We start from the raw sequence: 24,128 nt of genomic DNA on the forward strand, positions 1-24,128 counted from the left end.
GCCCCCGGCGTCGACCGGCCCAGATCGCGGTCCTTCGACAGGCTCAGCACCCTCGATCGGTCCATCGACAGACTCGGGATGCTGCGGATGGCGAGGCTGTCCGGGTGCGGAGTCGGAGTTGGGCATGGTTCATCTTGTCCTGATCGGGCCGTCGAGGGCCCGGACCGACGCACCGGTGGCCGCAACGTCTCGACATCAAGAATCTTGAATACAATCGGGTCATGTCGGATGACACCGGATCTCGCTCAGCGCAGCCGGCGGACGCTGCGCCGCTGCACGATGACGGCACCGAGATCCTGCACGACGAAGGCCCCGAGATCCTGCGCGACGAGGTCGACGGCCTGGTCGAGGCGTGGCAACGCGAACGCCCCGACCTGGATGTGACCCCGATGGCGGTGCTGTCCCGGGTCACCCGACTGGCGCACTACCTCGATCGGCAACGCCGGATCTCCTTCAGCCGCCATGATCTGGAGTCCTGGGAATTCGACGTGCTGGCGGCGTTGCGGCGCTCCGGTGAGCCCTATCAGCTCTCCCCCGGCCAACTGCTCCGCGAGACGATGGTCACCTCCGGCACGATGACCAACCGGGTGGATCGGCTCACCGCGCGCGGACTGGTCACCCGGACCGATCACCCCGACGATCGCCGCGGCGTCCTGGTCCGGCTGACCACCGACGGCAAGCAGTCGGTGGACGCCGCGATCGAGGACCTGATGCAGGCCGAGCAACAGATCCTCGCCGTGCTGCCGGCGGCCCAACGCAGTCAGCTCGCCGAAGCGCTGCGTCGACTGATCGCCCCGTACGACAGCAACGGGCAGATCTGATCCGGTTACGCCCTGCCCTAGCCTGGATCCACCGATCTGCGGCTACTGCGCGACCCATCCGGGCCCATCGGCGGCGTTGCCGCCGCTCAACGGTCAACCAGACCGCCCTCGCGCCGGCAACGTGCCGATGCACCCGCCTGGTGCCGCTCGCTACGCCGCAAATCGGTGGATCCAGGCTTAGGCTCGTCCGGTGACTACCGAGCGCATCGAAATCAGCTACGCCCAAGATCATTTCCTCCGTAACGACGAACGCCACCAGATCATCTCCGGCGCACTGCACTACTTCCGCATCCCCGCGGCGCTCTGGGAGGACCGGCTGCGCCGGCTGCGGGCGCTCGGTTGCAACACCGTCGAGACCTATGTCGCCTGGAACTTCCACCAGCCGCACGCCGCCCGGCCGGCCGACTTCACCGGTGATCGCGACCTCGGCCGGTTCCTCGATCTGGCCGCGTCCCTGGATCTGGACATCCTGGTCCGTCCCGGGCCGTACATCTGCGCCGAATGGGACAACGGCGGTCTACCGGCGTGGTTACTCGATGATCATCGGGCGCTCGACGCCTTGCGCACCAGCGACCCCGGATACCTTGATCATGTCGACAACTGGTTCGACACGCTGCTGCCGATCATCGTCCGCCGGCAGGCAGATCGTGGCGGACGAGTGGTCGGCGTCCAGGTGGAGAACGAGTACGGCAGTTACGGCAATGATCATGACTACCTGGCCCACCTGCGGGACGGCCTGATCGAACGTGGCGTCTCAGTGATGCTCTTCACCTCCGACGGACCGAGCACCCTGATGCTGTCCGGCGGCCGGGTGCCTCAGACGCTGGCCACCGTCAACTTCGGTTCCCGGCAACAGGAGGCGTTCGCCCTGCTGGACAGCCAGCAGCCGGACCGGCCCGGGATATGCATGGAATTCTGGAACGGTTGGTTCGACCACTGGGGCACCGAACATCACAGCCGGGATGCCGACGACGCGGCCGCCGAACTTCAGGCGATGCTGGCCGCAGGCCGCTCGGTCAACCTCTACATGGCTCACGGCGGCACCAGCTTCGGCACCTGGGCCGGCGCCAATCTCGGCCCGGACGGCGATCTGCAGCCGACGATCACCAGCTACGACTACGACGCTCCGATCGCCGAGGACGGCCGGTCGACCGACAAGTTCGAGGCGTTCCGCCGGGTGATCGCCGAGCACACCGGCCTCGAACCGGACCGACTCCCCGAACCGGGGCCCGTCCTGGCCGAACGGACCGTGCCGGTCACCGAGTCGGTCGCCCTGGACGCCGTTCTTGATCAACTCGACGCGGTCCCCAGCCCGACCCCCGAACGGTTCGAACGACTCGGCCTGCACCACGGTGTGACGCGCTACCGGACCAGCATCGCCGGGCCGATCGCCGGCCGGGTCAGCCTCAGCGGTCTGGCCGATCTGGCCGACATCGTGGTCGACGGATCCGTTGTCGGTCGTCTCGGCCGATCCGCCATCGACGCCGCGTACCCGGCGGCCGCTGACCATGGCGTCGACCTCGAACTGGCTGACGGTGATCATCGTCTGGATGTGGTGGTGCATTCGCTGGGCCGGGTCAACTTCGGACCGGGACTCGGCGACCGGAAAGGGCTCGGCTCGGTCCGGTTGGACTACCAGCATCTGTTCGGGTTCGAGCAGGCGGCCCTCGATCTGACCGCGCTGCCCGACCTGTCGACCGCGCCGTGGGCAGCACCGACGGACGCCGCCGGATTCTTCCGGACAACCGTCACCGTCGACACCACCGGCGACAGCTATCTCGAACTGCCGGGCTGGCAGCACGGCTACCTGTTCCTGAACGGCTTCAACCTCGGCCGCTACTGGAACACCGTCGCACCGCAACGCACCCTCTACGCCCCCGCACCGCTGTGGCGACAGGGGGCCAACGAATTGGTGATCTTGGAGTTCGGCCACCCCGGCCGAGAGCTGGCCCTCCGCTCCACCCCCGATCTCGGCTGATCCCCTGGGTCCTGAGCCTGTCGAAGGACCGCGAACCACCACCAGCACTCCAGCCCAACCACCCCTTCGACAAGCTCAGGGACCTGATCGCGCTACCCACGCTCAGGGCCTGCCAGGGCTACTCCGCGGTGTTCACCAGGCCGGCGAATCGGACTTCGATGATCAACAGCACGATGCAGATCACGGCGGTGATCAGTTCCGGCACCGGGGTGAAGGTGGAGCCGAGGACGGCAACCACCGCGACCGCAAACGGGACCACGGTGCGCCAACTCGCGTCGTGGAAACGCAGATGCAGGACCCACAACGCGGTCATCAGGATCGCCACCGCACCGGTGATCAGTGCCGCCGAACCCAGCGCCGAGACCTCTCCCTCGTGGTTCCAGTAGTCGACCCGTGCTCCGAGCCCGGCGCCGATCGCGGCAGCCGAGGCGAAGATCAGATAGTGACCGTAGCCCCACAGGTAGGACTGCCCGCTGCCGGTCATCCGGAACCGGATCAGGGTCGCCGCCGCGCTGCGCGAGAAGTACAGCCACCACAGGCTGAAGACGATCGCCACCCCCGAGGTTGCAACGATCAACACCTCCGGGTGCTCGAAGGTCCAGCTCTGTACCTCCTGACCCGCTTCACCGCCGTGGCCGCCCTGCTCCGGCGCCGCCAGCACCTGCTGGATCGAGGTCATGGTGGACAGGATCACCTCGCCGAGCACGATGATGAAGAACAGGCTGTACCGCTCGGCGACGTGGTGCGGGTGCCAGGTGGTCGGCACCCGCCGCTCGGCGAAGACCGGGACAGCGAACTCGCAGAGCATGATCAGCACCCAGACCGGGATCGCTGCCTGGGACGGCAGGAAGAGGAAGATCACCCAGAGCACTTGGACCGCGATGATGCCGACGGCGTATCGGCGACAGGTGATCGCCCGACCCGGATCCTGTCGAGCCGCCCTCAGCCATTGCGCCACCAGAGCGACGCGCATCACGATGTAGCCGATGACGGCGATCGTGAAGTGCCCGTCGAACATCGCCTCCACGCCGGCCGCGATGATCAACGAACCGACGATCTGCAGGATCGTCAACAACCGATAGATCACGTCGTCGTTGTCGTAAGCGGATGCGAACCAGGTGAAGTTCAACCAGGTCCACCAGATCGCCATGAAGGCCATCGCGAAACCGATCAGCCCGTGTGCGATCTCACCTTCGACGAAGGCGTGATGCAACTGCACCGAGGTCTGCGCCACCGCAACGACGAAGCACAGGTCGGTCAACAGTTCCAGCGGTGTCGCGACCCGGTGCTGTTCGTCGGGGTCGCGCGGTCGGATGGCCCGGATCAGCGGGCCGGTGGGGCTCGGCATGGCCTCAGGTTAAACGGTCCCGAGCTTGCAAGGAACAGGTGTCATCCGACGTCGACGATGACTCCCAGGGTGCCGCCGCCGGGAGGTCCCTGTTGGACGGCCGAAGCCGAGATCCAGATCAGAGTGTCCTGCAGCCAGCCGGCGAGCATCCCGCCGACCGCTGTCTTGGCGTCGTAGCCGGGGTTCTCGGTGACCTGGCGCCGCCCCCGGAGCCTGCCCCGGGGAGCGCCGCTGATCTTGGCATAGACCGAGACCACCCGCCGTTGTTGATCTTCGGTGAGTGGTCCGTCCCCGACGTCGAGGCCGGCCGACCGGAGTGCTCGTGGCAGCGCGTGGACGTCGAGCAGGTCTGCCATCACGGCGTGCCCGACGCGTAGCCGACCGGCTGCGTCGGCGCGGTTGCCGAACGCGATCAGCTGGGTGTGCGGGCCGTCACCGCCCACCGGCTCCCAGGCGTTGGCCGACACGGCCGAGCGTCCGGTCCAGACGTCGAGGTCGCCGATCACCGCTGGATCGGAGAGTTCCAGACCCTCGGTTGCGACCGCGATGCCGAGTCCGGCACTGCCACTGGTCGTGCGGAAGACGGTGGCATCGTCGACCGCAGGGATGTCGTGGCGCTCCCGCGCACGCTGGATCTCTTCCAGGACGGGGTGATAGGCCTTGCCGACGACGTACTCGATCTCGCTCGGGCGAATCCCGGCGTCGCGAGCGGCGCCGCGTACCGTGTCGGCAATGGCCCGGACGACCTGCAGTCCCCCGGTCCATTCGGGGCGCATGATCGCCGATCGTGCGGTGCCGATGGCCAGCCGGCCGGAGCCATCGGCGGTCGAATCGGCCCGGTACCGGCTGAAGACGACGATCTGAGGTGTCAACAGTCCCGCGATGCCGGCGGTGAAGATCATCGGGATCGCGTCGATCTCACGAGCCGATCGGCTGCCCTGCTCGACCAGGAAGGCCCGGACGGCACGGTCGGCGTCGACCCTGCTGTTCTCCACCGACGTGCTGGAGATCGTCTTTCCGGTGACCGCGATGATCTTGTCCGGATCGATCCGCCCTTCGGACACCAGTTCGGCCAGTCCGGCGGTGTCGCGCGGATGCTCCATCGGGATTCGGACCGCATCGACGGCGAGCGACGTTTCCTCAGACACCTGGTGTCCTCGGCGGCAGATACGTCCCGGCGCGTGCGACGACGCGGCCGGCCTTGATCACCGTCCGCTCGACCGGCAGCGTCACGATCGGTTCGATCGGTGTCTCGCCCGGTAGCAACACCAGGTCGGCCGCCCCACCGACGGTGATGCCGCGGCTGTCGAGGTCCATGATCGCCGCCCCGCCGACGCTGATCAGATCGAACACGGTGTCCAGCTCGTCATCGGTGGACAATCCGTTGCGCCAGGCCAACTGATAGCCCTTGAACAGCATGTCCGATCGATTCATCGGACCCCACGAGTCCAGTGCACCGTCGCAGCCGGCGCCGACGTTCACGCCCGATGCACGCAACAGCGGCAACGGTGGCTTCGGATCACCGCTGGGTGCATTCGTGGTCACCGCGACGCCGGCCTCGGCCAGGTCGTCGACCAGCTTCCGTGCTGCCGACTCCCCGATCCCGCCGAGGAAGTCCGGGTGACTGATCACTACCCGGCCCGCCAGCTCTGCACGTCGGGTCCGTTCGATGATCAACTCCGCCGAGAAGGCGCCCAGAGCGCCACCCTCGTGCAGATGGACGTCGACCCCGGCGTGGTGCCGCTCCGCAAGCGCGAACAACAGGTCGAGATGCTGCACCGGATCACGTTCGAGCAGGCACGGATCGATCCCGCCGATCACGTCGGCGCCACAAGCCAGAGCCTGGTCCAGGAGCTCCGCTGTCCCCGGGCGGGCTGCCACTCCGCTCTGCGGGAAGGCGATGATCTGCATCGTCAAGGCGTGCGCGTACGTTTCCCGGACCGCCAACATCGCCTCCAGTCCACGAAGACCGCCGTCGGTGTCGATGTCGACGAACGCCCGGGTGCTGGTCGCGCCGTTGCTGATCATGATCTCCGCGTTGCGCCCGATCTGGCGCTGGTAGTCCCACTCCGGCGTCTTGCGCAGCCGCCGTTCGTCGGCCACCATCTGCTGCAGTCCGCGGCCGGGTTCCCGGCGATACCAGGGCATGCCGACCAGTGACTTGTCCAGGTGGGAATGTGCGTCGACGAACCCCGGCAGTAGCACCTGATTGCTGCCGTCGATCACCTCGACACCGTCGGGAGCCGCCGGTCCGACGCCGATCGACACGATCTTGCCGTCCATGATCAACACGTCGCAGCGCTGCTGGTGGCCCCGCGGCAACACGTCGGTGATCAACAGGTTGTTCGCCATCTCTGCTCCGATTCCGTTATCGAGTTTCCGTGGTCGGACCACAGACCTGGCGTCCGCGGTGGAAGACGTGGCATCGGTCCGCCCGGCGGGCGACGGCTTCCGCCGTGCAGGACGCCCGGACCAGGAGGAAGTCGGCGGCGTCACCGACGGCCGGCCAGGCCCGACGACCGTCCGCGGACCAGCGCGCCGGCTCGCCGGCGCCGTACAACAGTGCCTGGGCCAGACGTCGTTCGTCGGACCAGCCGAATCGCTGGGCCAGCATCCACACCTGTTCCAGGATGTCGCCCTGCCCGAACGGGGTGAGGATGTCGGTGATGCTGTCGCTGCCCAACGAGACCTCGACCCCGGCAGCCGACAGCGCGGAAATCGGGATCACCGATCCGCCGACTCCGATTGTGGTTCCGATCCCGATCCTGTTCTCGGCGAGTCGCTCCGCCATCGCCCGGACCGTCGGGGCATCGGCGTTCGCGAGTGCGTTGGCGTTGCTCAACGACACCCGACCCTGCCGACCGGCCTGCAGGGTGTAGTCGATCACCCGGTCCAGTTCGAACAGACCCAGGGTGCCCGGGTCGTGCAGGTGCAGGTCGACGCCGACGTCGTACTCCACGGCGAGGTCGAAGATCGTGTCCAGTGTCCGGTCGACGTCGCGCTCGCGTGATCCTGGGTCCAGCCCGCCGATCACCGACGCGCCGGCTCGCAAGGCGTCGGCCAGCAACGGTTTGATCTTTCCTCCCTGCAGGCCGTGTTGTGGGTAGGCCACCACTGCGGTGTCGACGTCGTCGCGGCTCCGTACGACCTGCAGCAACCGTTCGACGTTGCGGGTGCCGATCACATGATCGACATTGCAGTGCGCCACCACTTCTGTTGTTCCGTTGGAGATCAGCAGGTCGAGGATCGCGTTGCTGCGGATCGGGATGTTCTCCGACATCTCCGGCAACAGCCGCTCCTCCTCGGCCAGCCAGTGTCGGCCGGGGATCGGAGCCCGCCACGGTCCGCCGTAGAAGGTCTTGTCCAGATGCACATGGGTGTCCCGCAACGACGGCAGCATCAGCATCCCGTCGGCATCCATCCGCGTATGCGCATCCGACGGCGCCGAGGCACCGAACCTGATCTCGGTGAAGGTGCCGTTCTCGATCTTGATCGCAGCGGGCTCGGTCAGCGTCCGGGCACCGTCGTCGGTGTCGATGATCTTGGTCTCGATGAGGACGCCCTCGATCCACCGGGGTGTGTTCTCGGCGGCCGGCTGTGTCTGTTCGATGGTCATCGCGGAGTTCCTTTCCTGGTCGGTCAGCGGCCGCCGGCGCGGCGCAGCCGATCGGCGATCTCGGTGTAACCCTGCTGCTCAGCGTGGTGCAGCGGTGATCGCCCGTCGGCGTCGGCACGGTTCGGATCCGCACCACCACCGAGCAGGACGTCGACGATCCGCTGATGCTGCACACCACCGTCGCCGAGGATGATCGCCTCCAGCAATGCGGTCCAGCCGAGTCGGTTGACGTGATCGAGGTCGACGGCAAGGTCGACCATCCGCCGGACGTAATCGACGTGACCACGTTCGCTGGCCGGGATCACCGAGATGCCGCCGAAGCGGTTGACCAGCGCGAAGTCGGGGCGTCCGGGCAATAGCGCATCGACCATCGCCGTACTGCCCGTCACGCCGGTCACCAGCCACGGGGAGTCCCGACGGTCGTCGACAGCATTCGGGTCGGCACCGATCCCGACCAGCAGCCTCGCCACCTCGAGGTGATCGGCCGCCGCGGCCAGCAACAACGGAGTCCGACCGGCGGTGTCGGTGATCTCCGGGTCCGCCCCGGCGCGGAGCGCCACCATGGCACGGTCGGCGTCCCCGTCCCGCGCCGCCGCCAACAGGGCGGCATCCGGATCGGCGGTCCCGGGCGAGGTCGTCAGGGCTCGGAAGATCCGCACGACTCCAGCGGACGAACGCTGCTCGGCCATCTGCGCCGGAGTCAGTCCTTCCGACCCGGACGGCCTGTCGGTTTCGGCACCGCCGGCCAGCAGGATGCGTACGGTGTCGTGATAGGCCGCCGTGTCCCGACCGAGCCAGACGGCCTCATGCAGCGCCTGGTAGCCGATCCGGTTGACATGGCTGTGGTCGATGCCCGCCCTGATCAGGTCGCCGACCACGGTCGCATGACCGCGTTCGGCGGCTCGGATCAGCGCCGTACCGCGCCAGGAGTCCAGATCGGCGAGGTCGGCGCCGTGCTGCAAGGTGGCGCGCAGGATCTCCCACTCCCCTTCGCTGGCAGCGATCAGGAACGCCGACTGCTGGGTGTCGTCCTGGTCGTTGACATCCGCGCCGGCCTCGATCAGATCGATCGCCGCGTCCCGGTCGGATGCCCACACGGCCGCCCGCAGATCAGCGGCCCGTTCATGATCATTTCGGTGGGCGTTCTCGGTCGCGGCCATCGGCAGGATTCTCCTCATTCGTCGTTGGTGGTCGGGTCTGATCGACCTCAACACCGGTCGATCGCTTCGGTTCCGGCTGCCCGGCTCCCCACCAGCAGGCGGTCGATCTCCTCCGCTGTCGTCGGGCGGCCGTACGGAGCGAGATCGAAGGTCTCGCAGTATTCGATCTCTTCTGCCTCGGGACCGTAGGCACGCTCCAGTGCCGGTCCGGCTGCCGCCGGCGTCACGAAGAACTCGTTCCAGTGTTGGAGGATGAAGGCATCCACCGCCTCGTGGTCGTCGACGTCGGGGACGTCGTCGGCCCAACCGTTTCCGGTCGCCGCGAACTCGAGGAACTGGGTCCGATGGGCGGCACAGGCCCGCAGCTTGGCAGTCAGCGTCGAGCCGATGTCGACCGCGACCTGGTGCCGATGGCGATCGGTCGACCCGTCGTCGATCATGCGCAGGACGATCGGCACTTCGTCCAGAGCCGGCACTTTCGGGCATTGATTGCGCAGTGTGAGCAGATCCGTCGCGCGGCGAACCAGCAGGGCCGCGGTCCGGTTGTCACTGTGTCCCGGGCCTTCGTCGGTGAAGGTGATGATCATGTCGGCCCGCCAGCGGCGGATGGCGGTCACCATCCGGTGCCGGTTCTCCAGGCTGTCCATCAGATCGCCGTCGTGGACGTCCCAGATCTCGTAGTCGGCGAGGTCGAGGATCCGCAACGCGGCGTAGGCCTCCTCGGCCCGTCGCAGCGCGAGCGGTTTGCGCCGCAGGCTGTGATGGCCGGCGTCGCCGTTGGTGGCGGACAACACCTTCACGTGGTGACCGCGGGCGGTGAGCTGGGCGAGGGTGCCGGCAACGTACTCCTCGGCCTCGTCGGGATGCGCGACGACAACGAGGACACGGAGTCGGTCTGACATGGATCGGCGAACCTCTCGACGAGTCGGACAGCGGGAGCCGTGGAACTCGGTCCGTGTTCACGATCTCAGCCCCGAGCTCCGTCCCGTCAAACTGTATACAGAATTACTCCCCGTCGACAAGCATTGCGACGTCATCGCAGCGACGATTCCGATCTCGTCACCATCGGACGTGTGGGAGAATTCCCTTGTAAACCAGTGAAATCCCGATGTATGCGCACGACTTCACAGCGCGGAGCCAAGGCCGCTGATCTCAACCACGGCGCACATCACGCCACCTGAAATGGTATGCAATCTTTAAGAGCCAGCCGGGCACTGAGGTCCCCAGCCTGGTGTCCGCGCCAGTCTGTCGGTGCTGGCCAGGCGGCCGAAGCGGTGAGTTGCAAGGGCGGGCGGTGCACTCACCGGGCGATGTCACCTCGACACACGCGCGGCGGATGACCGCTTCGGCTTCCAACCCACTAGGTTCGCCGCGCCCCCGGCACCGGACCGGTGACGTAACGGGTGGAGCGGCACAGCCCCGAGGACGACAGTCCGACGGTGAGGTTGACCGCGGCGGATTCGCTGCCGGCCAGGAACGCACAGGTCGGTCCCGACCCGGAAACCACCGCGCCGATCGCGCCGAGATCACGACCAGCCTGCAGCAGCGTGCCCAGCTCGGGCATCAGATCGATCGCCGGCGCCTGCAGATCGTTGATCAACTGCCCGCCGAGAAGTTCCGGATCGCCGCTGCGCACGGCGTTCATCAGCTCGGTCGAGACCTCGAACGGCGACGGCGGGGTCGGACCGAGCTCGTCATAGCGGGCGTACACCGCCGGGGTGGACAGCCCACGCCGGCCGAAGGCGAGCGCCCAATGATAGCGACCGCGGGCCAGAGCCGGGACGACGCTCTCACCGCGGCCGCTGCCGACGGCCGTTCCACCGATCAAGGCGAACGGGACGTCGGATCCGAGCCGCGCGGCCAGTGGCTGCAGGTCCTGCGGAGCAAGATCAAGTCCCCAGACCTCGGCGCAGGCCAGCAGGGCGGCGGCCGCGTCGGCGGATCCGCCGGCCAGCCCGGCAGCCACCGGGATCTGCTTGTTGATCACCAGCGAGACACCGACCTGCCCGTCCAGCGCCGCATCCTCGGCGAGCAGCCGGGCAGCGCGCAGCGCGAGATTGCGATCATCGGTGGGCAGCTGATCGGCTCCCTCACCGCGTACCTCCAGGTCGAACACGCCGGCCTCCGCCGGTGTCGCGGTCACCTCCTCGTACAACGAGACCGCTTGATACACCGTCGCCAGCGGATGGAACCCGTCGCGGCGCGCCGGACCGACCCGCAAGGTCAGATTGATCTTGGCGGGAGCACGGACGGTGATCTCCGGCGGGCCGGGAAGAATCGGTTCTGCCACAGCTGCGAGCGTAGCGGTGCCGGATCGGACGGCCGATCATCCCCGCACCCCACTTCCGCCGACCCGTCAGTTTCTCCCCGACATGCCGGGCATGTCGGGGAGAAACTGACGGGTCGGCGGAAGTGGGGTGCTGAGGTTGAGGGGCGCGGGCTCATCGGCCCAGGACGGTCTCCCGCGCCATGTGCGTCAGCTTGTCAGGATTGCGGACCGCGTAGAGGCCACTGATCAGGCCGTCGTCGATCCGTACCGCGATCACCGTGTCGGTCTCGCCGTCGAGCTGGATGATCAACGCCGGCAGACCGTTCACCGTGGTCGGCCGGAACCCGACATCGGCCGCCAGCCGACCGAGCCCACCGACGATCAGCCGGGCCACCTTGTCAGCGCCGACGACCGGCCGCGGCACGGCCTGTTTGACCCCACCGCCGTCGCCGAGCAACACCACATCGGGAGCAAGCAGGTCGAGCAGACTCTGCAGGTCACCGGTCTCGGTCGCCCGCCGGAACGCGTCGATGACGTCACGGGTCTGGGTCGCCGACACCGACGTCCGTGGTCGCCGAGCCGCCACGTGTTCACGCGCCCGGTGGGCGATCTGCCGCACCGCCGCCGGCGTCTTGCCGACGGCCTCGGCGACCTCGTCGTAGTCGACGGCGAACACCTCGCGGAGCACGAACACCGCGCGCTCGGTCGGCGCGAGCGTCTCCAACACCAGCAGCATCGCCATCGAGACGCTCTCGGCGAGCTCGACATCGTCGGCGACGTCCGGAGTGGTCAGCAACGGTTCGGGCAACCACGGGCCGACGTAGGACTCACGTCGCCGACCGAGCGTACGCAGCCGGATCAGCGACTGCCGGGTGGCGATCCGGACCAGGTAGGCGCGCCGATCCCGTACCTCGTCGAGATCGACACCGACCCAGCGCAGCCAGGTCTCCTGCAGCACGTCCTCGGCATCGGCGGCCGAGCCGAGCATCTCGTAGGCAACGGTGAACAACAGGTTGCGGTGCGCGACGAACGCCTCGGTCGCGGCGTCCGGACCGCCCGCGCCGCGCGGCACCTGCTGCGTCGGGTCTGGCTCGGTGGCCATCTGACTCCTCCTGCCGATCGAGATGCGACCCCGGTATCTCCTCGCGGTCACGTGCACCAGACACCGGCGACGGTGATCTTGTGACAGCGATGGGTTGTGGCATCCGTCACGGCGGCAGCCTGTCACAGCCGCACACCGGGCGGCATCTGGTGGTCATCGGATTCATCACTCTCGAGGAGAAACATTCATGACTGCCCGATTCGATCTGCAGGCCAACGAGCTCGGCGCCAAGGCGGCTCGCCGGCTGGCCAATGTCAGCATGGTGATCAGCCAATCGCCGTTGCCGCAGTCCCTCCAGGAGCTGGTATCGCTGCGCGCCAGCCAGATCAACGGCTGCGGTTGGTGCATCGACATGCACACCAAGGAAGCCACCGCCGCCGGCGAGTCCGCGACCCGGCTGCATCTGGTCGCCGGCTGGCGGGAGGCGGAGGTGTTCACCGACGCCGAACGTGCCGCGCTCGCGCTGGCCGAGGAGGGAACCCGGCTGGCCGACGCCTCCACCGGCGTCTCCGACGAGACCTGGGACGCCGTCCGGAGCTACTTCACCGACGATGAGGTCGCGGCCCTGGTGATGCTGGTGGCGTTGATCAACGCGGCCAATCGGATGGGCGTGATCGTCCGGAAGAAGGGCGGATCGTACGAGGCCGGGATGCTGGCCGCGGCCGTCGGCTGAGTGGTCCGTGGGCTTGTCGGAGGTTCGGTTGCGGTCCTTCGACAGGCTCAGGAACCTTGGTGGGCTCAGGACCCGTGCAGCTGTTCGGCGATCCGGGCGAAGTCCTGCACGGTACAGACTTCGCCACGGGCCGTCGGGTCCACCCCGGCGGCCTCCAAAGCGGTCGACGCCGCAGCCGACGAGCCGGCCAGACCGGACAGCGCCGACCGCAACATCTTGCGGCGCTGGGCGAACGCGGCGTCGACCACGGCGAACACCTGGTCCCGGGTGGCGCTGGTGGTCGGCGGGTCGCGACGTTCGATGGCGACCAGCCCGGAGTCGACGTTGGGCACCGGCCAGAAGACCCGCGGCGGCACCGAGCCGACCTGGCTGGTGGCGGCGTACCAGGCCATCTTCACCGACGGGATGCCGTAGATCTTCGAGCCGGGACCGGCAGCCAGCCGATCGGCGACCTCGGACTGCACCATCACCAGACCCCGTCGCCAACTGTCGAAGCGGGCCAGCAGGTGCAGCAGCACCGGCACCGAGACGTTGTACGGCAGATTGGCCACCACGATCGTCGGCGGATGCGGCAGTTCGGTGACCGCCATCGCGTCGGCCTCCACGACGTCCAGCCGGTCGCGATGCTCCGGCGCCCGGGCTGCGACGGTGTCACCGAGGGCGTCGGCCAGCAGATGATCGATCTCGATCGCAACCACCCGGTCGGCGACCTCCAGCAGGGCCAGGGTCAACGAGCCGAGCCCGGGGCCGATCTCGAGCACCACATCATCGGAACGGACACCGGCGAGCTGCACGATCCGCCGTACGGTGTTGGCGTCGGTGACGAAGTTCTGTCCACGCTGTTTGGTCGGGCGCAGGTCGAGCCGGCCGGCCAGTTCGCGGACCGCGGTCGGATCAAGCAGTCGGGTCAGCGGAGTCCGGCCTTGCCGCTGCAGACTGGCCAGGCTCCCCAGCCCTGCTCGGCCTGGACCTTCTTGGCGATCCGGATCTGCTCCTCGCGGCTGGCATTGTTCGGCATCCCGCTGCCGCCGAAACCGTGCCAGGTCTGCAGGGTGAACTGCAGGCCGCCGTAGAAGCCGTTGCCGGTGTTGATGCTCCAGTCGCCGCCGGACTCGCACTCGGCGATCTTGTCCCAGACGCTGCCGGACGGGACCGAGGGTGCGCCGTCGTCGGAGCTGTCGTCGGAACCGCTGTCGTCGGAACCGCTGTCGTCGGAACCGCTGTCGTCGGAATCGCTCTTGTCGTCGGAGCTGCTGTTGTCGTCTGCGGAGCCGTCATCGTTCGAGGAGTCATCACTCGACGTCTCGTCGTCGGTGGCTTCGTCGTCGGAGGTGTCCTCGGTGACCTCGCCGGTCCCGACCAGGGTGACCTTGTCGATCGGCTCGGTGGTGATCTCCTTGGAGATCAACCGCCGCTGGTGTTCCTTGCCGTCATAGGAGGTGACCAGGTAGGTCGAGGTACGCTCTCCCGCCTTGCCTTCGGTCTCGACCTGGGTCTCGCCCTGTTCCAGCGACTTGGTCTTGCGTTCGGTGGACTTGAAGTCGACCGACTCGGTCTTCTTCTCGGTCTTGGTGACGACGTCGGTGACCTTGATCGTCTCGCCGTTCTTGAGCGCCGCGCTCTTCGGCGTCGACACCAGGTCGTCGTCATCGGCGGAGATCTTGGCTTCCTGCAACGCCGCGCCGACGGTGCTGGCCGAGGTCTTGAGCTTCTTGGACTTGCCGTCGGCGGTGATCGTGACCTGCTTGACGCTGTCCACAGTCCAGCTCAGGCCCTTGCGGCCGATCGCGGTGTCACGGCTGGTGGAGACCTCCAGTTGAGGCTTGTCCATCCCGGCCAGCTTCATCGCGTCGCCGACCGACTTGGCCGTGGTCCAGAAGGTCTTGGACTTGCCGTCCACCTGAACCGTCACCGGACGGCCGTACTGGACCGCGATCTCGGTGCCCTCGGAGAGCTTGGCGTCCGCGGCCGGCGCCACCTGATCATGCTCGCCGACCTTGATGCCCCGGTCGGCCAACACGCCACCGACGGTGCCGGAGAAGGTGTTGATCGTCTGCTGCTGACCGTCGACCGACACCGTCACCTGCTTGTCGGCGGCGGCGTAGGCGAACGTCCCACCGGAGGCTGCTGCAACGACAGCACTGGCGACGGCAATGGGAATGATCTTGCGCACGGCTCTCCATAACGGGTCGGCCCACAACGGTCTGGAACGTCACGAGAGCATAACGGCCCAGGGTGCTATCCGCCACCCGCCCCGATCTCGCCCGTCTCACGAGTCACATGAGTCACAGAATCGTCGATATTTCCGTTCGTTTCCGCCCATCGGCCGTAACGGACCAACTCCGTACGCGGCCGGCGTCGCCTGCTCCGCGGAGATCCGGAGCGTCGTTCTCCGCCGGCCGGGTACCCGACGCTGAGCACCCCGACCACCGATCGATCCGGCGGGATGGCGAAGCTACCGCGGACCGCTTGCACCCGATCGGCGGGCACACCGAAGAAGCAGCCGCCGAGCCCGGCGTCGACCACTCCGTACAGCATCGCCATTGCCGCCATCCCGGCATCGACGAACCAGTACGGTGCCGTCCACGGTTCGGTCGAACGCTCGGTCCACCCCTTGTCCGGCTCGGCGTAACGGTCCAGGTAGGCCTCGGCACTGGACAGCACCAGGACCAGCCCGGGCGCGGTCCGCATCCCTCGTAGCCAGCTGTCCGGCTCCCCGCCGTCGCTGGTCGCGGCCCAGAAGCGCTCCCGGTCCGCCGCCGTCGCCAGGATCAGGAACGACACCCCCTGGGTGAAGCCGGCCGTCGGCGCCCGCAACCCGAGATCCACCAGACGGTCGAGCAGCCCGTCCGGCAACGGCCGTTCGGGGTCGTAGTCCCGCACCATTCGGCGCCGCCGCGCCACCTCACCGAACTCCACGAGACCTCCTCCTCAAACCCGAGCCGGAAGCGGGGTTGGGGGCAGCGTGCCGAAGGCGGTGGTGGCGTTGGTGTCGAGGGCACGACAGACGGTTTCCAGGTCGGCGCCCAGGACGTCGGCGATCCGGCGGGCCGTGTGCGGGATCAGGTACGACGCATTCGGCCGGCCCCGGAACGGCTCGGGTGTCAGGTAGGGCGCGTCGGTCTCGGTCACGATCCGGTCCAACGGGGTGATCGCCAGCGCATCCCGCAGCGCGGTCGAATTCTTGAACGTGACGGTCCCGCCGAAGGACAGATACGCTCCGCGGTCCAGGCAGGCCCGGGCGAAGTCGGGGTCGCCGGAGAAGCAGTGCATCACGATCCGATCCGGCAGGCCCTCGGCGTCCAGCACCTCCAGGATGTCGGCATGGGCGTCGCGATCGTGGATCACCAGCGTCCTGTCGTACTGCTTGGCCAGCGCGATGTGTGCTGCGAAGGAACGTTTCTGGATCTGCTGGCCCGCTTCGTCCCGGGTGCGGAAGTAGTCCAGTCCGGTCTCGCCGACCCCGACCACCCGGTCATCGGCGGCGAGCCGTTCGATCTCGGCCAGCCCGTCGTCCAGAGCACTGCCCAACCGGGCGGCGTCGTTGGGATGGATGGCGACCGAGGCCAGCACGGTCGGCCACCGGTGCGCGGCCTGCACCGCCCAGCGGGAGCCCTCGACATCGCAGCCCACCTGGATGATCCGGGTGACGCCGACCTCGGCCGCCAACTCGATCGCGGCCGCCGGTGACAGATCGGTCCGACCGTCGGCGACGTCGAGATGGCAATGCGTGTCGACGACCGGGTGCGGCAACGGTTGCGGTACCGGTGGATGGTCGAGATTGCGGCGCTGACCTTGTTCGGTGTCGGCCGCCCGGCGCTCCCGCGGTTGCAGATCGTTCACCCCGACAGCCTAGGAACTCCTCCGGCCGCCGCCGATCCGGCCGCCCCTTCCCGCACCAGTTACGACTTCCCGCAGCGCGTGCACTGGGTGCGGGAATTCGTAGATCGTGCGGGAAGAATGGAGGGTCAGGGTTGGTTGCGGGCGGCGAGGGCGGCCTCGTACAGCGCGTTCTTGGCCAGACCGTGCCGCTCGGCGACCACCGCGACCGCCGGTTTGAGGCGCATCCCGCCGGCCACGAGTTCGGTCACCTCGCCGACCGCGTCGACGCTGTCGGTTGTGGTGGCCGGTGCACCGTCCACCACAATCGTGACCTCACCCCGTACGCCGTCGGCAGCCCACTGGGCGAGCTCGGCCAGCGGACCGCGCCGGATCTCCTCGTAGGTCTTGGTGAGCTCCCGGCAGACCGCCGCTCGCCGATCGGCACCGAAGGCGGTCGCCAGCGCGGTCAGCGCGTCAGCGGTCCGATGCGGCGCTTCGAAGAACACCAGGGTCCGCGGCTCGGTGGCCAGTTCGTCGAGTCGGCGCTGCCGTTCGCCGCCCTTGCGTGGCAGGAAGCCTTCGAAGCAGAACCGGTCGACCGGCAGTCCGGAGACGGCGAGCGCGGTCAGCACCGCCGACGGCCCCGGTACGGCGGTCACCCGGACGCCGGCGTCAACGGCGGCCGCGACCAGCCGATACCCCGGGTCGGAGACCGACGGCATTCCGGCGTCGGTGACCAGCAGCAGTCGGGCGCCCGCCTCGACCTCGGCCAACAGCTGCCCGGTCCGCCCCGCCTCATTGCCCTCGAAGTAGGACACCACCCGTGCCGTGGTCGTCACGGCGAGCCGCTGCAGCAGGTTCTGCAGTCGCCGGGTGTCCTCGGCGGCGATCACGTCGGCCGACCGCAACTCCTCGATCAGCCGTGGACTGGCGTCCCGGCTGTCACCGATCGGCGTCGCGGCCAGCACGACCAGGCCGGTGTCCTCGTTCTGCGTCACCGGGCAAGCCTGGCACACGCGGACACCAGGCGATCTGCGATGTCATCGGCGGTCGGCCGGGGCCGGTCACGCCTGAGGCGCCCCGGCGGATCGGATTGAGATCGCGTTCTGCAGAGGAGACTGCTGAACAATCTGCCCTGCTGCGCGGTGCGCTGCACGCACATCGGCGGCGTTGCACTCCTTCAACGTGCTGACGCACGACCTCAGTCGCGCGCCTTGCCGCTGCACGCACATCGCACCGCTCGCGACGGGCACATTGTTCAGCACCCTCCTGGCTGGGCGGCAACTGAGCGGGCCGCCGTCCGGCCACCTACTATGTCGGCGTGACGGAAGAGGCGACGGCCGGGCGGTCACGGTTCGGCGCCCCACCCGCGACGGATCGGGCCGCGCTCGACGAAGGTCCCGGTGACCCGGGACCGGGTGCGATGGTGCCCGATCGTCCCTCGTACGCGTTGATCCGGCGGCCGCGACCGGCGACACCGCCGACCACGATCGAACGGCTCCGCTCCCCGATGCCGACAGACCGGCTGATCGGCTGGCTGGCCACCCTGGTGATCACCGCGATCGCGTTCGTGATCCGGCTGGTCCATCTCGGCCGGCCCGGCTACATCGTGTTCGACGAGACCTACTACGCCAAGGACGCCTGGTCGCTGCTCAAACACGGTTACGAGCGCAACTGGCCGGACAACGCCAACACCGTCCTGGCCTCCGGTCGGACGCCGACTCTGCAGGATTCCGCCGAGTTCATCGTGCACCCGCCGGTCGGCAAGTGGCTGATCGCCGGTGGCGAGCAGCTGTTCGGGATGAACTCGTTCGGCTGGCGCTTCAGCTCGCTGGTCTTCGGTTCGTTGTTGATCTTGATCACGATCCGGCTGGTCCGCCGGGTCAGCAGGTCGACCATGATCGGCTGCATCGCCGGCCTGTTGCTGACCGTCGACGGGCTGAGCTTCGTGATGTCCCGGATCGCACTGCTGGACATCTTCCTGGCCTTCTTCATCGTCGCCGGGGTCGCCTGTCTGGCGGCCGACCGGGACTGGTTCCGCGGCCGGCTGGCCGATCATCTGGTCCGGATCGGCAAACCCGACCTCGGCCAGGATTACGGTCCGCTGGTGCTGTTCCGTCCGTGGCGGTTGCTGGCCGGTCTGATGTTCGGGCTGGCCGTCGGCACCAAGTGGAACGCGATGTACGTGATCGCCGCGTTCTGCCTGCTGGCCCTGGCCTGGGATGTCGGCGCCCGCCGGCTGGCCGGCGCCGGTCGCCGGTCGGCCCGGGCGATCATCTCCGACGGCGTACCGGCGTTCGTGTCGGTCGTCGTGGTCGCCGCGATCGTGTACGTCGCCAGCTGGACCAACTGGTTCGTCACCGCCGGTGGCTACGACCGGCAGTGGGGTGCGGAAAACCCCGAGGCTCGGACGACCCGAACCTTCGGCGAAGCGATCGCGTCCTTCCTGCACTACCAACGCGACATCTACAACTTCCACACCGGCGACTACATCAATCACCAGACCCACACCTACAACGCCAATCCGGCCGGCTGGTTGGTGATCGCCCGCACCATCGGCATCGATGCGGTCAACGACATCAAGCCCGGCACCGACGGCTGCCACGCCACCGGCGAGAACTGTCTGCGGGTGATCAGCGGGATCGGCACCCCGGTGCTCTGGTGGGGCGCGGTGATCGCGCTGGTGGTCGCACTGATCCTCTGGGTGGGTGGCCGGGACTGGCGCTTCGGCATCCCGATCGTCGGTGTCCTGAGCGCCTGGCTGCCCTGGTTCCAGTACACCGACCGGCCGCAGTTCTTCTTCTACGCGATCACCATCATCCCGTTCTCGGCGATGGCCGTGGCACTGTGTCTGGGCTTATTGATCGGACCGAAGCCGCAGACGCCGCAGCAACAGCGGCGACGGATGATCGGAGGTGTGGTCGCCGGCGCGTTCGTCGCCCTGGTGGCGGTCAACTTCGCCTACATCTACCCGGTGCTGACCGATCAGTTACTGCCGTACAGCAAGTGGTTGGCCCGAATGTGGTTCCGCGGTTGGATCTGATCCGGTCGTCGCCCGGGGCACCGGAAATGTGGCTGGTTGGGCGTCCCCGGCTATCGTGGCTCCGCGATGATTGGACTGAACCGACGCCACCCCGGCAGGCTGCTGGCGATTCCCGTGCTGCTGCTGTTCACCGTGCTGACCGCCTGCAGCGGTGCCGGCGGACAGGCACCGAGCAGTACGCCGACCCCGTCCGCGGCCGCGGCGGTCACCGTCAACAGCCAGCCGCGCAGCGTGGTCGCCTCGGGCGGTGAGCTGCGGCTCCCGGTCGGCGGATTCGGTGACCAGTGGAATCCGCTGCACGCCGACGCCGACGCCGACACCCGGTTGATCACCAGCACCCTGCTGCCGCGACTGTTCAACGACGACGGCACCGGCAACCCGTCACCCAATCCCGATTACCTGTCCGCGGTGAACGCCACCGGCGACAATCCGCAGGTGGTCACCTACACGCTCAACCCGGGCGCCGTCTGGGGCGACGGCAAGGCGATCAGCGCGGCGGACTTCATCGCCGACTGGCAGGCCTGCAACGGGCAGAACGTCAGCTTCAAATGCGCCGACACCAAGGGCATGGCCGAGGTCGCCTCGGTGAAGCAGGGCAGCACCGCCCAGCAGGTGGTCGTCACCTATCGCGGCGCGTACGACGACTGGCCGTCCACGTTCAACACCTTGCTGCCGGCAGCGGGGGTCAAGGACCCGGAGACGTTCAACGACGGCTGGAAGTCGCTGACCAAGGTGTCGGACTGGACCGCCGGCCCGTTCCAGGTCGACCGACTGGACGACCGCGAGGGTCTGCTGACGGAGAAGCCGAATGCCGAGTGGTGGGGCGACCAGCCGAAGCTGGCCCAGCTCACCTTCCGCCGGTTCGCGGCCAAGGACCGGATCAACGCGCTGAAGCAGAACCGGATCGATGCCGTCGACCTGACCGCCGATTCCAGCAAGTCCGCCGAGATCAGCAAGATCGCCAACTGCGAGGTCCGCGAGGCCTCCGTGCCCGGCGGCACCAGCCAGTTCGTCGCTACCCGGCGGTCACTGGCCAACTACGGGGCGTTCGGCAAGTCCTCGGTGATCTGGCCGGACGTCGGCTACCTGCCCCCGACCTCCTGACTCCTGACCGACCGGTCGTCGGCGTACCCCTCGGCGCATTTCTCAGCAGCTGTTACCGAATCGCCCCTCCAACTCGACCCGGCAGGGACTTTTCGCAGCAGGTGATACGAAACGCACCGGCTTTCGTCCAGCCCGGAGCACCCCGTACGCGCCGCCGCACGCCCGACCCAGGCAGCGGCCAGATCCCAGCACGTGGCGCCATATCGCCGCTGGATCTCGACTCGGCGGGGAGTTTTCGCACCATGTGATACGAAACGCGCCCCGCCGGGCCGCAGAGGTCAGGAGAAGGTCAGCTCGAAATTGAGGTCCGCCTCGGTGAGCTGCGTCGGGTCGAGGTGGTAGGCCGGCAGTACGCCCGGGCCGCAGGACGCGGTACCGATGCCGTGCTGGCGGTGATCGATGGTCAGGTAGGTCGAGCCGTCCGGCTGCAGATCCGGCGTGTGTTCGGCCGCATCCAGAGCCGGCGTCGACCACGGCCGGGCGGTGAAGGCGAACCCGTCGCCGCCGATCGTGATCCCGCGGCCGCTACCGGACAGGGTCAGCCGCTCGGCCCAACGGGCACCGTTCTCCTGCGGACGGACATAGGGCACCTGCAGATCGGTCACCGAGGACTCGAAGTAGCCCAGTCGGGCCGCCTGCCCGGTGTCGGGATACTTCTGCCCCGGTCCGTGCCCCGCCCAGCTGACCCGGTCGGCGGCACCGTCCAGGACGAAGTCCAGACCGATCCTGGCCCAGCTCTGCTTCCAGTCCCCGGACGGTTCCAGCCGTACGGCGGCGGCCACCCGTGAGCCGTCACTGCGCCAGGTGATCGTGACGTCGACATGCCGATCGTAGGACGGTGCGGCGTACCGGGTCGTCACCTGCAGTCCATGACCATGATCATCATCGACCTCAGTGAGACCGACCAGACGGCCGACCACCTTGTCCAGCCGCTGCCCCGTCCAGCCGCTGGAATCGCGTCGCTTGACCCGATGATCCATCCCGTTGTCGTTGTCGGTCGGTGATCGCCACAGCGTCAGCCGCGGGCCGTCGATCGCCACGTCGTCGAGTGCGATCAGCCGACCGGTGGTCGCGTCGAAGCGGGCCGGGCCGACCGACAGCGTCCGGTCCTGGGTGAGCACAGGTGCGGTCCCGTCGATCGGCTCGCTGATCATGGTCACTGCCCCGGCCTGGCCCCAGGCGACCTCGTGTCCCTCGCCGGCCCAATCGGTGTCCTTGGCCAGTCGAGCGACGACGGTCAACACCGCCCCGTCCCTGCGGGCGGCGGCGATCTCGTCGGGTAACACGGCGGTGACCTGGTCAGCGGCAGCGACCTCGATCGCGGGCAGCACACCGGCGGCGTACCGACCCTCGGCGTCCTCGACCGCCCAGTCCAACCGAAGATGATCAAGGTCGCTGAAGGCGTACTTGTTGGCGATGGTGATCGTCTTCCAGTCGGTGCCGATGCCGATCCCGACCGGCTCGTAGACCTTCTTCAGGTCGACCAGGCCGGGCCGCGGCTCCCGATCGGCGCTGACCAGTCCGTCGATCACGAAGTTGCCGTCATGCACGGTCTCGCCGAAGTCGCCGCCGTAGCCGTAGTATTCGACGCCGTCGTCGGTGTGCTGCCGGATGCCGTGTTCCAGCCACTCCCAGACGAACCCACCGGCCAGCCGCGGGTAGCGTTCGAACAGTTCCTGATACTCCGTCATCCCACCCGGGCCGTTGCCCATCGCGTGGATGTATTCACATTGGATGAACGGCAGTGAACGACGATGCGCGTCGACGGTCGGATCCTTGGTCTGCTCCTCGGTCTTCTCCCCGATCGCCTTGACCTCGTCGACCGAGGCATACATCCGGGAGTAGAGGTCGACGTAGCTGGAGTCCCAGTCACCCTCGTAGTGGATCAGCCGCGAGCCATCGATCGCCCGCGCCGCGTCGGCCATCGCCGCCAGGTTGTCGCCGGTGCCGCATTCGTTGCCCAATGACCAGATCACGATCGACGGGTGGTTCTTGTCCCGCTGGACGGTCTTGATCATGCGCTCGACCAGGGCGGGGCGCCAGGCCGGATCGGCGACCGGGTTGCGTCGCCACTTGTTCATCCCGAAGCCGTGGGTCTCCAGATCGCATTCGTCGATCACGTAGAAACCGAGCTCGTCGGCCAGCTCCAGCAACACCGGGTGCGGCGGGTAATGCGAGGTCCGGATCGCGTTGATGTTGTGCTGTTTCATCAACCGGAGCTCGGATTCGACGACCTCCCGGGGAACGACCCGACCAAGATCAGGATGGTGCTCGTGTCGGTTGACACCCTTGAAGAGGATCGGCCGGCCGTTGATCAACAACGTGCTGTCGACGACCGAGACGGTGCGGAATCCGATCGCCAACTCGACGGTCTCCAACTCGGTGCGAACGGTGGCCCGATACAGCTTCGGCTCCTCCGCGGTCCAGCCGACGACCTCGGGGATCTCGACCGAGCTGCCCGGTGCGGTCTCGACGCCCAGCTCGGGAATGCTGATCGTGGCGGGCGAGGCGCTGTCGACGTCGATGCTCAGGGTGCCGGAGCCGTCGGCGTAGTCGGCGTGCACGAAGAGGTCGTTGATCGCACCCTGCGGCTTGGCCAACAGCGTGACGTCGCGGAAGATCCCGGGCAGCCACCACATGTCCTGATCTTCGAGATAGCTGCTGGCCGACCACTGCGCGACCCGCACCACCAGGACGTTGCCGGTGGCACGCAGCAGCCGGCTGACGTCGAATTCGCTGACCAGTCTGCTACCCCGGGTGCTGCCCAGCAGTTCACCGTTCAGCCAGACATCTGCGGTGTTGTCGATGCCGTCGAAGCGGAGCACTGCACCGTCCAGCAGGAAGGCCTCGGCATCGAAGACGAGCCGATGATCACCGATCGGATTCTCGTCGGGAACGTACGGCGGATCGACCGGGAACGGATACTGGACATTGGTGTAGGCGGGGGCGCCATGTCCGTGCATCGGCCAACTGGACGGCACCGGGATGGTCCCCCAGTCGGCATCGTCGTAGCCTTCGGCCTCGATCCCGGCCGGCGCGTCGGCAAGCCGGGCGGACAGCCGGAACCGCCATGTCCCGTTCAGCGATTGCTCGCCGAGACTCGAGCTGAAACGAGCCCTCGGCGGGAGGGTTCCGACTCCGGGATCGAGCGATGACAGGTCCATGCTGGGCTCCAGACGATGTACGACTCCG

The 24,128-nt window shown here is 67.8% G+C and carries 19 protein-coding genes; 5 read left to right on the forward strand and 14 right to left on the reverse strand.

Annotation, left to right across the window (positions count from 1 at the left end):
• The first annotated feature begins 320 nt into the window (after positions 1–320).
• A complete protein-coding gene (locus tag BLU38_RS07415; RefSeq protein WP_091532090.1) occupies positions 321–821 on the forward strand; it encodes a MarR family winged helix-turn-helix transcriptional regulator in 501 nt (166 codons plus the stop codon).
• Between the two features lie 190 nt (positions 822–1,011).
• On the forward strand, positions 1,012–2,799 hold the full coding sequence (locus tag BLU38_RS07420; RefSeq protein WP_091522277.1) for a glycoside hydrolase family 35 protein: 1,788 nt from the start codon (positions 1,012–1,014) through the stop codon (positions 2,797–2,799).
• 118 nt (positions 2,800–2,917) lie between these two features.
• On the opposite strand, the gene BLU38_RS07425 is transcribed toward BLU38_RS07420, so the two are convergent.
• The 8 genes from BLU38_RS07425 to BLU38_RS07460 all read right to left on the reverse strand — a co-directional run bounded on the left by BLU38_RS07425 (position 2,918) and on the right by BLU38_RS07460 (position 12,294).
• Complete coding sequence (locus tag BLU38_RS07425; protein WP_091522282.1) at positions 2,918–4,147, reverse strand: low temperature requirement protein A; 1,230 nt, start codon at positions 4,145–4,147, stop codon at positions 2,918–2,920.
• Between the two features lie 41 nt (positions 4,148–4,188).
• Positions 4,189–5,295, reverse strand: a complete 1,107-nt coding sequence (locus tag BLU38_RS07430) for a ring-opening amidohydrolase (protein WP_157683277.1) — start codon at positions 5,293–5,295, stop codon at positions 4,189–4,191.
• Entirely contained in the window at positions 5,288–6,499 is a 1,212-nt protein-coding gene (locus BLU38_RS07435; RefSeq protein ID WP_091522289.1) for an amidohydrolase, read from the reverse strand. Before BLU38_RS07435 ends, BLU38_RS07430 begins: the two co-directional genes overlap by 8 nt.
• Before the next feature lie 16 nt (positions 6,500–6,515).
• On the reverse strand, positions 6,516–7,763 hold the full coding sequence (locus tag BLU38_RS07440; RefSeq protein ID WP_091522293.1) for an amidohydrolase family protein: 1,248 nt from the start codon (positions 7,761–7,763) through the stop codon (positions 6,516–6,518).
• Between the two features lie 23 nt (positions 7,764–7,786).
• Positions 7,787–8,923 (reverse strand): ankyrin repeat domain-containing protein, encoded by a 1,137-nt coding sequence (locus tag BLU38_RS07445; RefSeq protein ID WP_091522296.1) that lies wholly within the window; start codon positions 8,921–8,923, stop codon positions 7,787–7,789.
• 47 nt (positions 8,924–8,970) lie between these two features.
• Positions 8,971–9,825, reverse strand: coding sequence for a PIG-L deacetylase family protein (locus tag BLU38_RS07450; RefSeq protein ID WP_091522300.1), 855 nt, complete (start codon positions 9,823–9,825; stop codon positions 8,971–8,973).
• A 458-nt stretch (positions 9,826–10,283) separates the two neighbouring features.
• Entirely contained in the window at positions 10,284–11,213 is a 930-nt protein-coding gene (locus BLU38_RS07455) for a 4-(cytidine 5'-diphospho)-2-C-methyl-D-erythritol kinase (protein WP_091522303.1), read from the reverse strand.
• A gap of 151 nt (positions 11,214–11,364) precedes the next feature.
• Entirely contained in the window at positions 11,365–12,294 is a 930-nt protein-coding gene (locus BLU38_RS07460; RefSeq protein WP_091522307.1) for an RNA polymerase sigma-70 factor, read from the reverse strand.
• Positions 12,295–12,481: 187 nt separating this feature from the next.
• On the opposite strand from BLU38_RS07460, the gene BLU38_RS07465 reads away from it, so the two are divergent.
• Positions 12,482–12,967 carry a carboxymuconolactone decarboxylase family protein gene (locus tag BLU38_RS07465; protein ID WP_091522311.1) on the forward strand — a complete coding sequence of 162 codons (486 nt, stop codon included), beginning with the start codon at positions 12,482–12,484 and terminating at the stop codon, positions 12,965–12,967.
• Positions 12,968–13,032: 65 nt separating this feature from the next.
• On the opposite strand, the gene rsmA is transcribed toward BLU38_RS07465, so the two are convergent.
• The 5 genes from rsmA to rsmI form a co-directional block, all read right to left on the reverse strand.
• Positions 13,033–13,878, reverse strand: a complete 846-nt coding sequence (gene rsmA, locus BLU38_RS07470) for a 16S rRNA (adenine(1518)-N(6)/adenine(1519)-N(6))-dimethyltransferase RsmA (RefSeq protein WP_172836274.1) — start codon at positions 13,876–13,878, stop codon at positions 13,033–13,035.
• On the reverse strand, positions 13,875–15,140 hold the full coding sequence (locus BLU38_RS32010; protein WP_172836093.1) for a resuscitation-promoting factor: 1,266 nt from the start codon (positions 15,138–15,140) through the stop codon (positions 13,875–13,877). Before BLU38_RS32010 ends, rsmA begins: the two co-directional genes overlap by 4 nt.
• A gap of 65 nt (positions 15,141–15,205) precedes the next feature.
• Positions 15,206–15,886 (reverse strand): nitroreductase family protein, encoded by a 681-nt coding sequence (locus BLU38_RS07480; RefSeq protein WP_091522318.1) that lies wholly within the window; start codon positions 15,884–15,886, stop codon positions 15,206–15,208.
• Between the two features lie 12 nt (positions 15,887–15,898).
• Positions 15,899–16,801 (reverse strand): TatD family hydrolase, encoded by a 903-nt coding sequence (locus tag BLU38_RS07485; RefSeq protein ID WP_091532094.1) that lies wholly within the window; start codon positions 16,799–16,801, stop codon positions 15,899–15,901.
• Positions 16,802–16,935: 134 nt separating this feature from the next.
• On the reverse strand, positions 16,936–17,787 hold the full coding sequence (gene rsmI / locus BLU38_RS07490) for a 16S rRNA (cytidine(1402)-2'-O)-methyltransferase (RefSeq protein WP_091522323.1): 852 nt from the start codon (positions 17,785–17,787) through the stop codon (positions 16,936–16,938).
• Positions 17,788–18,299: 512 nt separating this feature from the next.
• Between rsmI and BLU38_RS07495 the strand changes: the two genes are divergently transcribed.
• Both BLU38_RS07495 and BLU38_RS07500 read left to right on the forward strand, forming a co-directional pair.
• Positions 18,300–19,832, forward strand: coding sequence for a dolichyl-phosphate-mannose--protein mannosyltransferase (locus BLU38_RS07495; protein WP_091532096.1), 1,533 nt, complete (start codon positions 18,300–18,302; stop codon positions 19,830–19,832).
• A gap of 66 nt (positions 19,833–19,898) precedes the next feature.
• A complete protein-coding gene (locus BLU38_RS07500) occupies positions 19,899–20,936 on the forward strand; it encodes an ABC transporter substrate-binding protein (RefSeq protein ID WP_091522326.1) in 1,038 nt (345 codons plus the stop codon).
• 278 nt (positions 20,937–21,214) lie between these two features.
• Here BLU38_RS07500 and BLU38_RS07505 read toward each other — a convergent pair whose 3' ends face one another.
• Positions 21,215–24,100 (reverse strand): glycoside hydrolase family 2 TIM barrel-domain containing protein, encoded by a 2,886-nt coding sequence (locus BLU38_RS07505; protein ID WP_091522331.1) that lies wholly within the window; start codon positions 24,098–24,100, stop codon positions 21,215–21,217.
• Positions 24,101–24,128 lie beyond the last annotated feature (28 nt).

The sequence above is a fragment of the Microlunatus soli genome (assembly GCF_900105385.1).
In the GTDB taxonomy this organism is placed as follows: Bacteria; Actinomycetota; Actinomycetes; order Propionibacteriales; family Propionibacteriaceae; genus Microlunatus; species Microlunatus soli.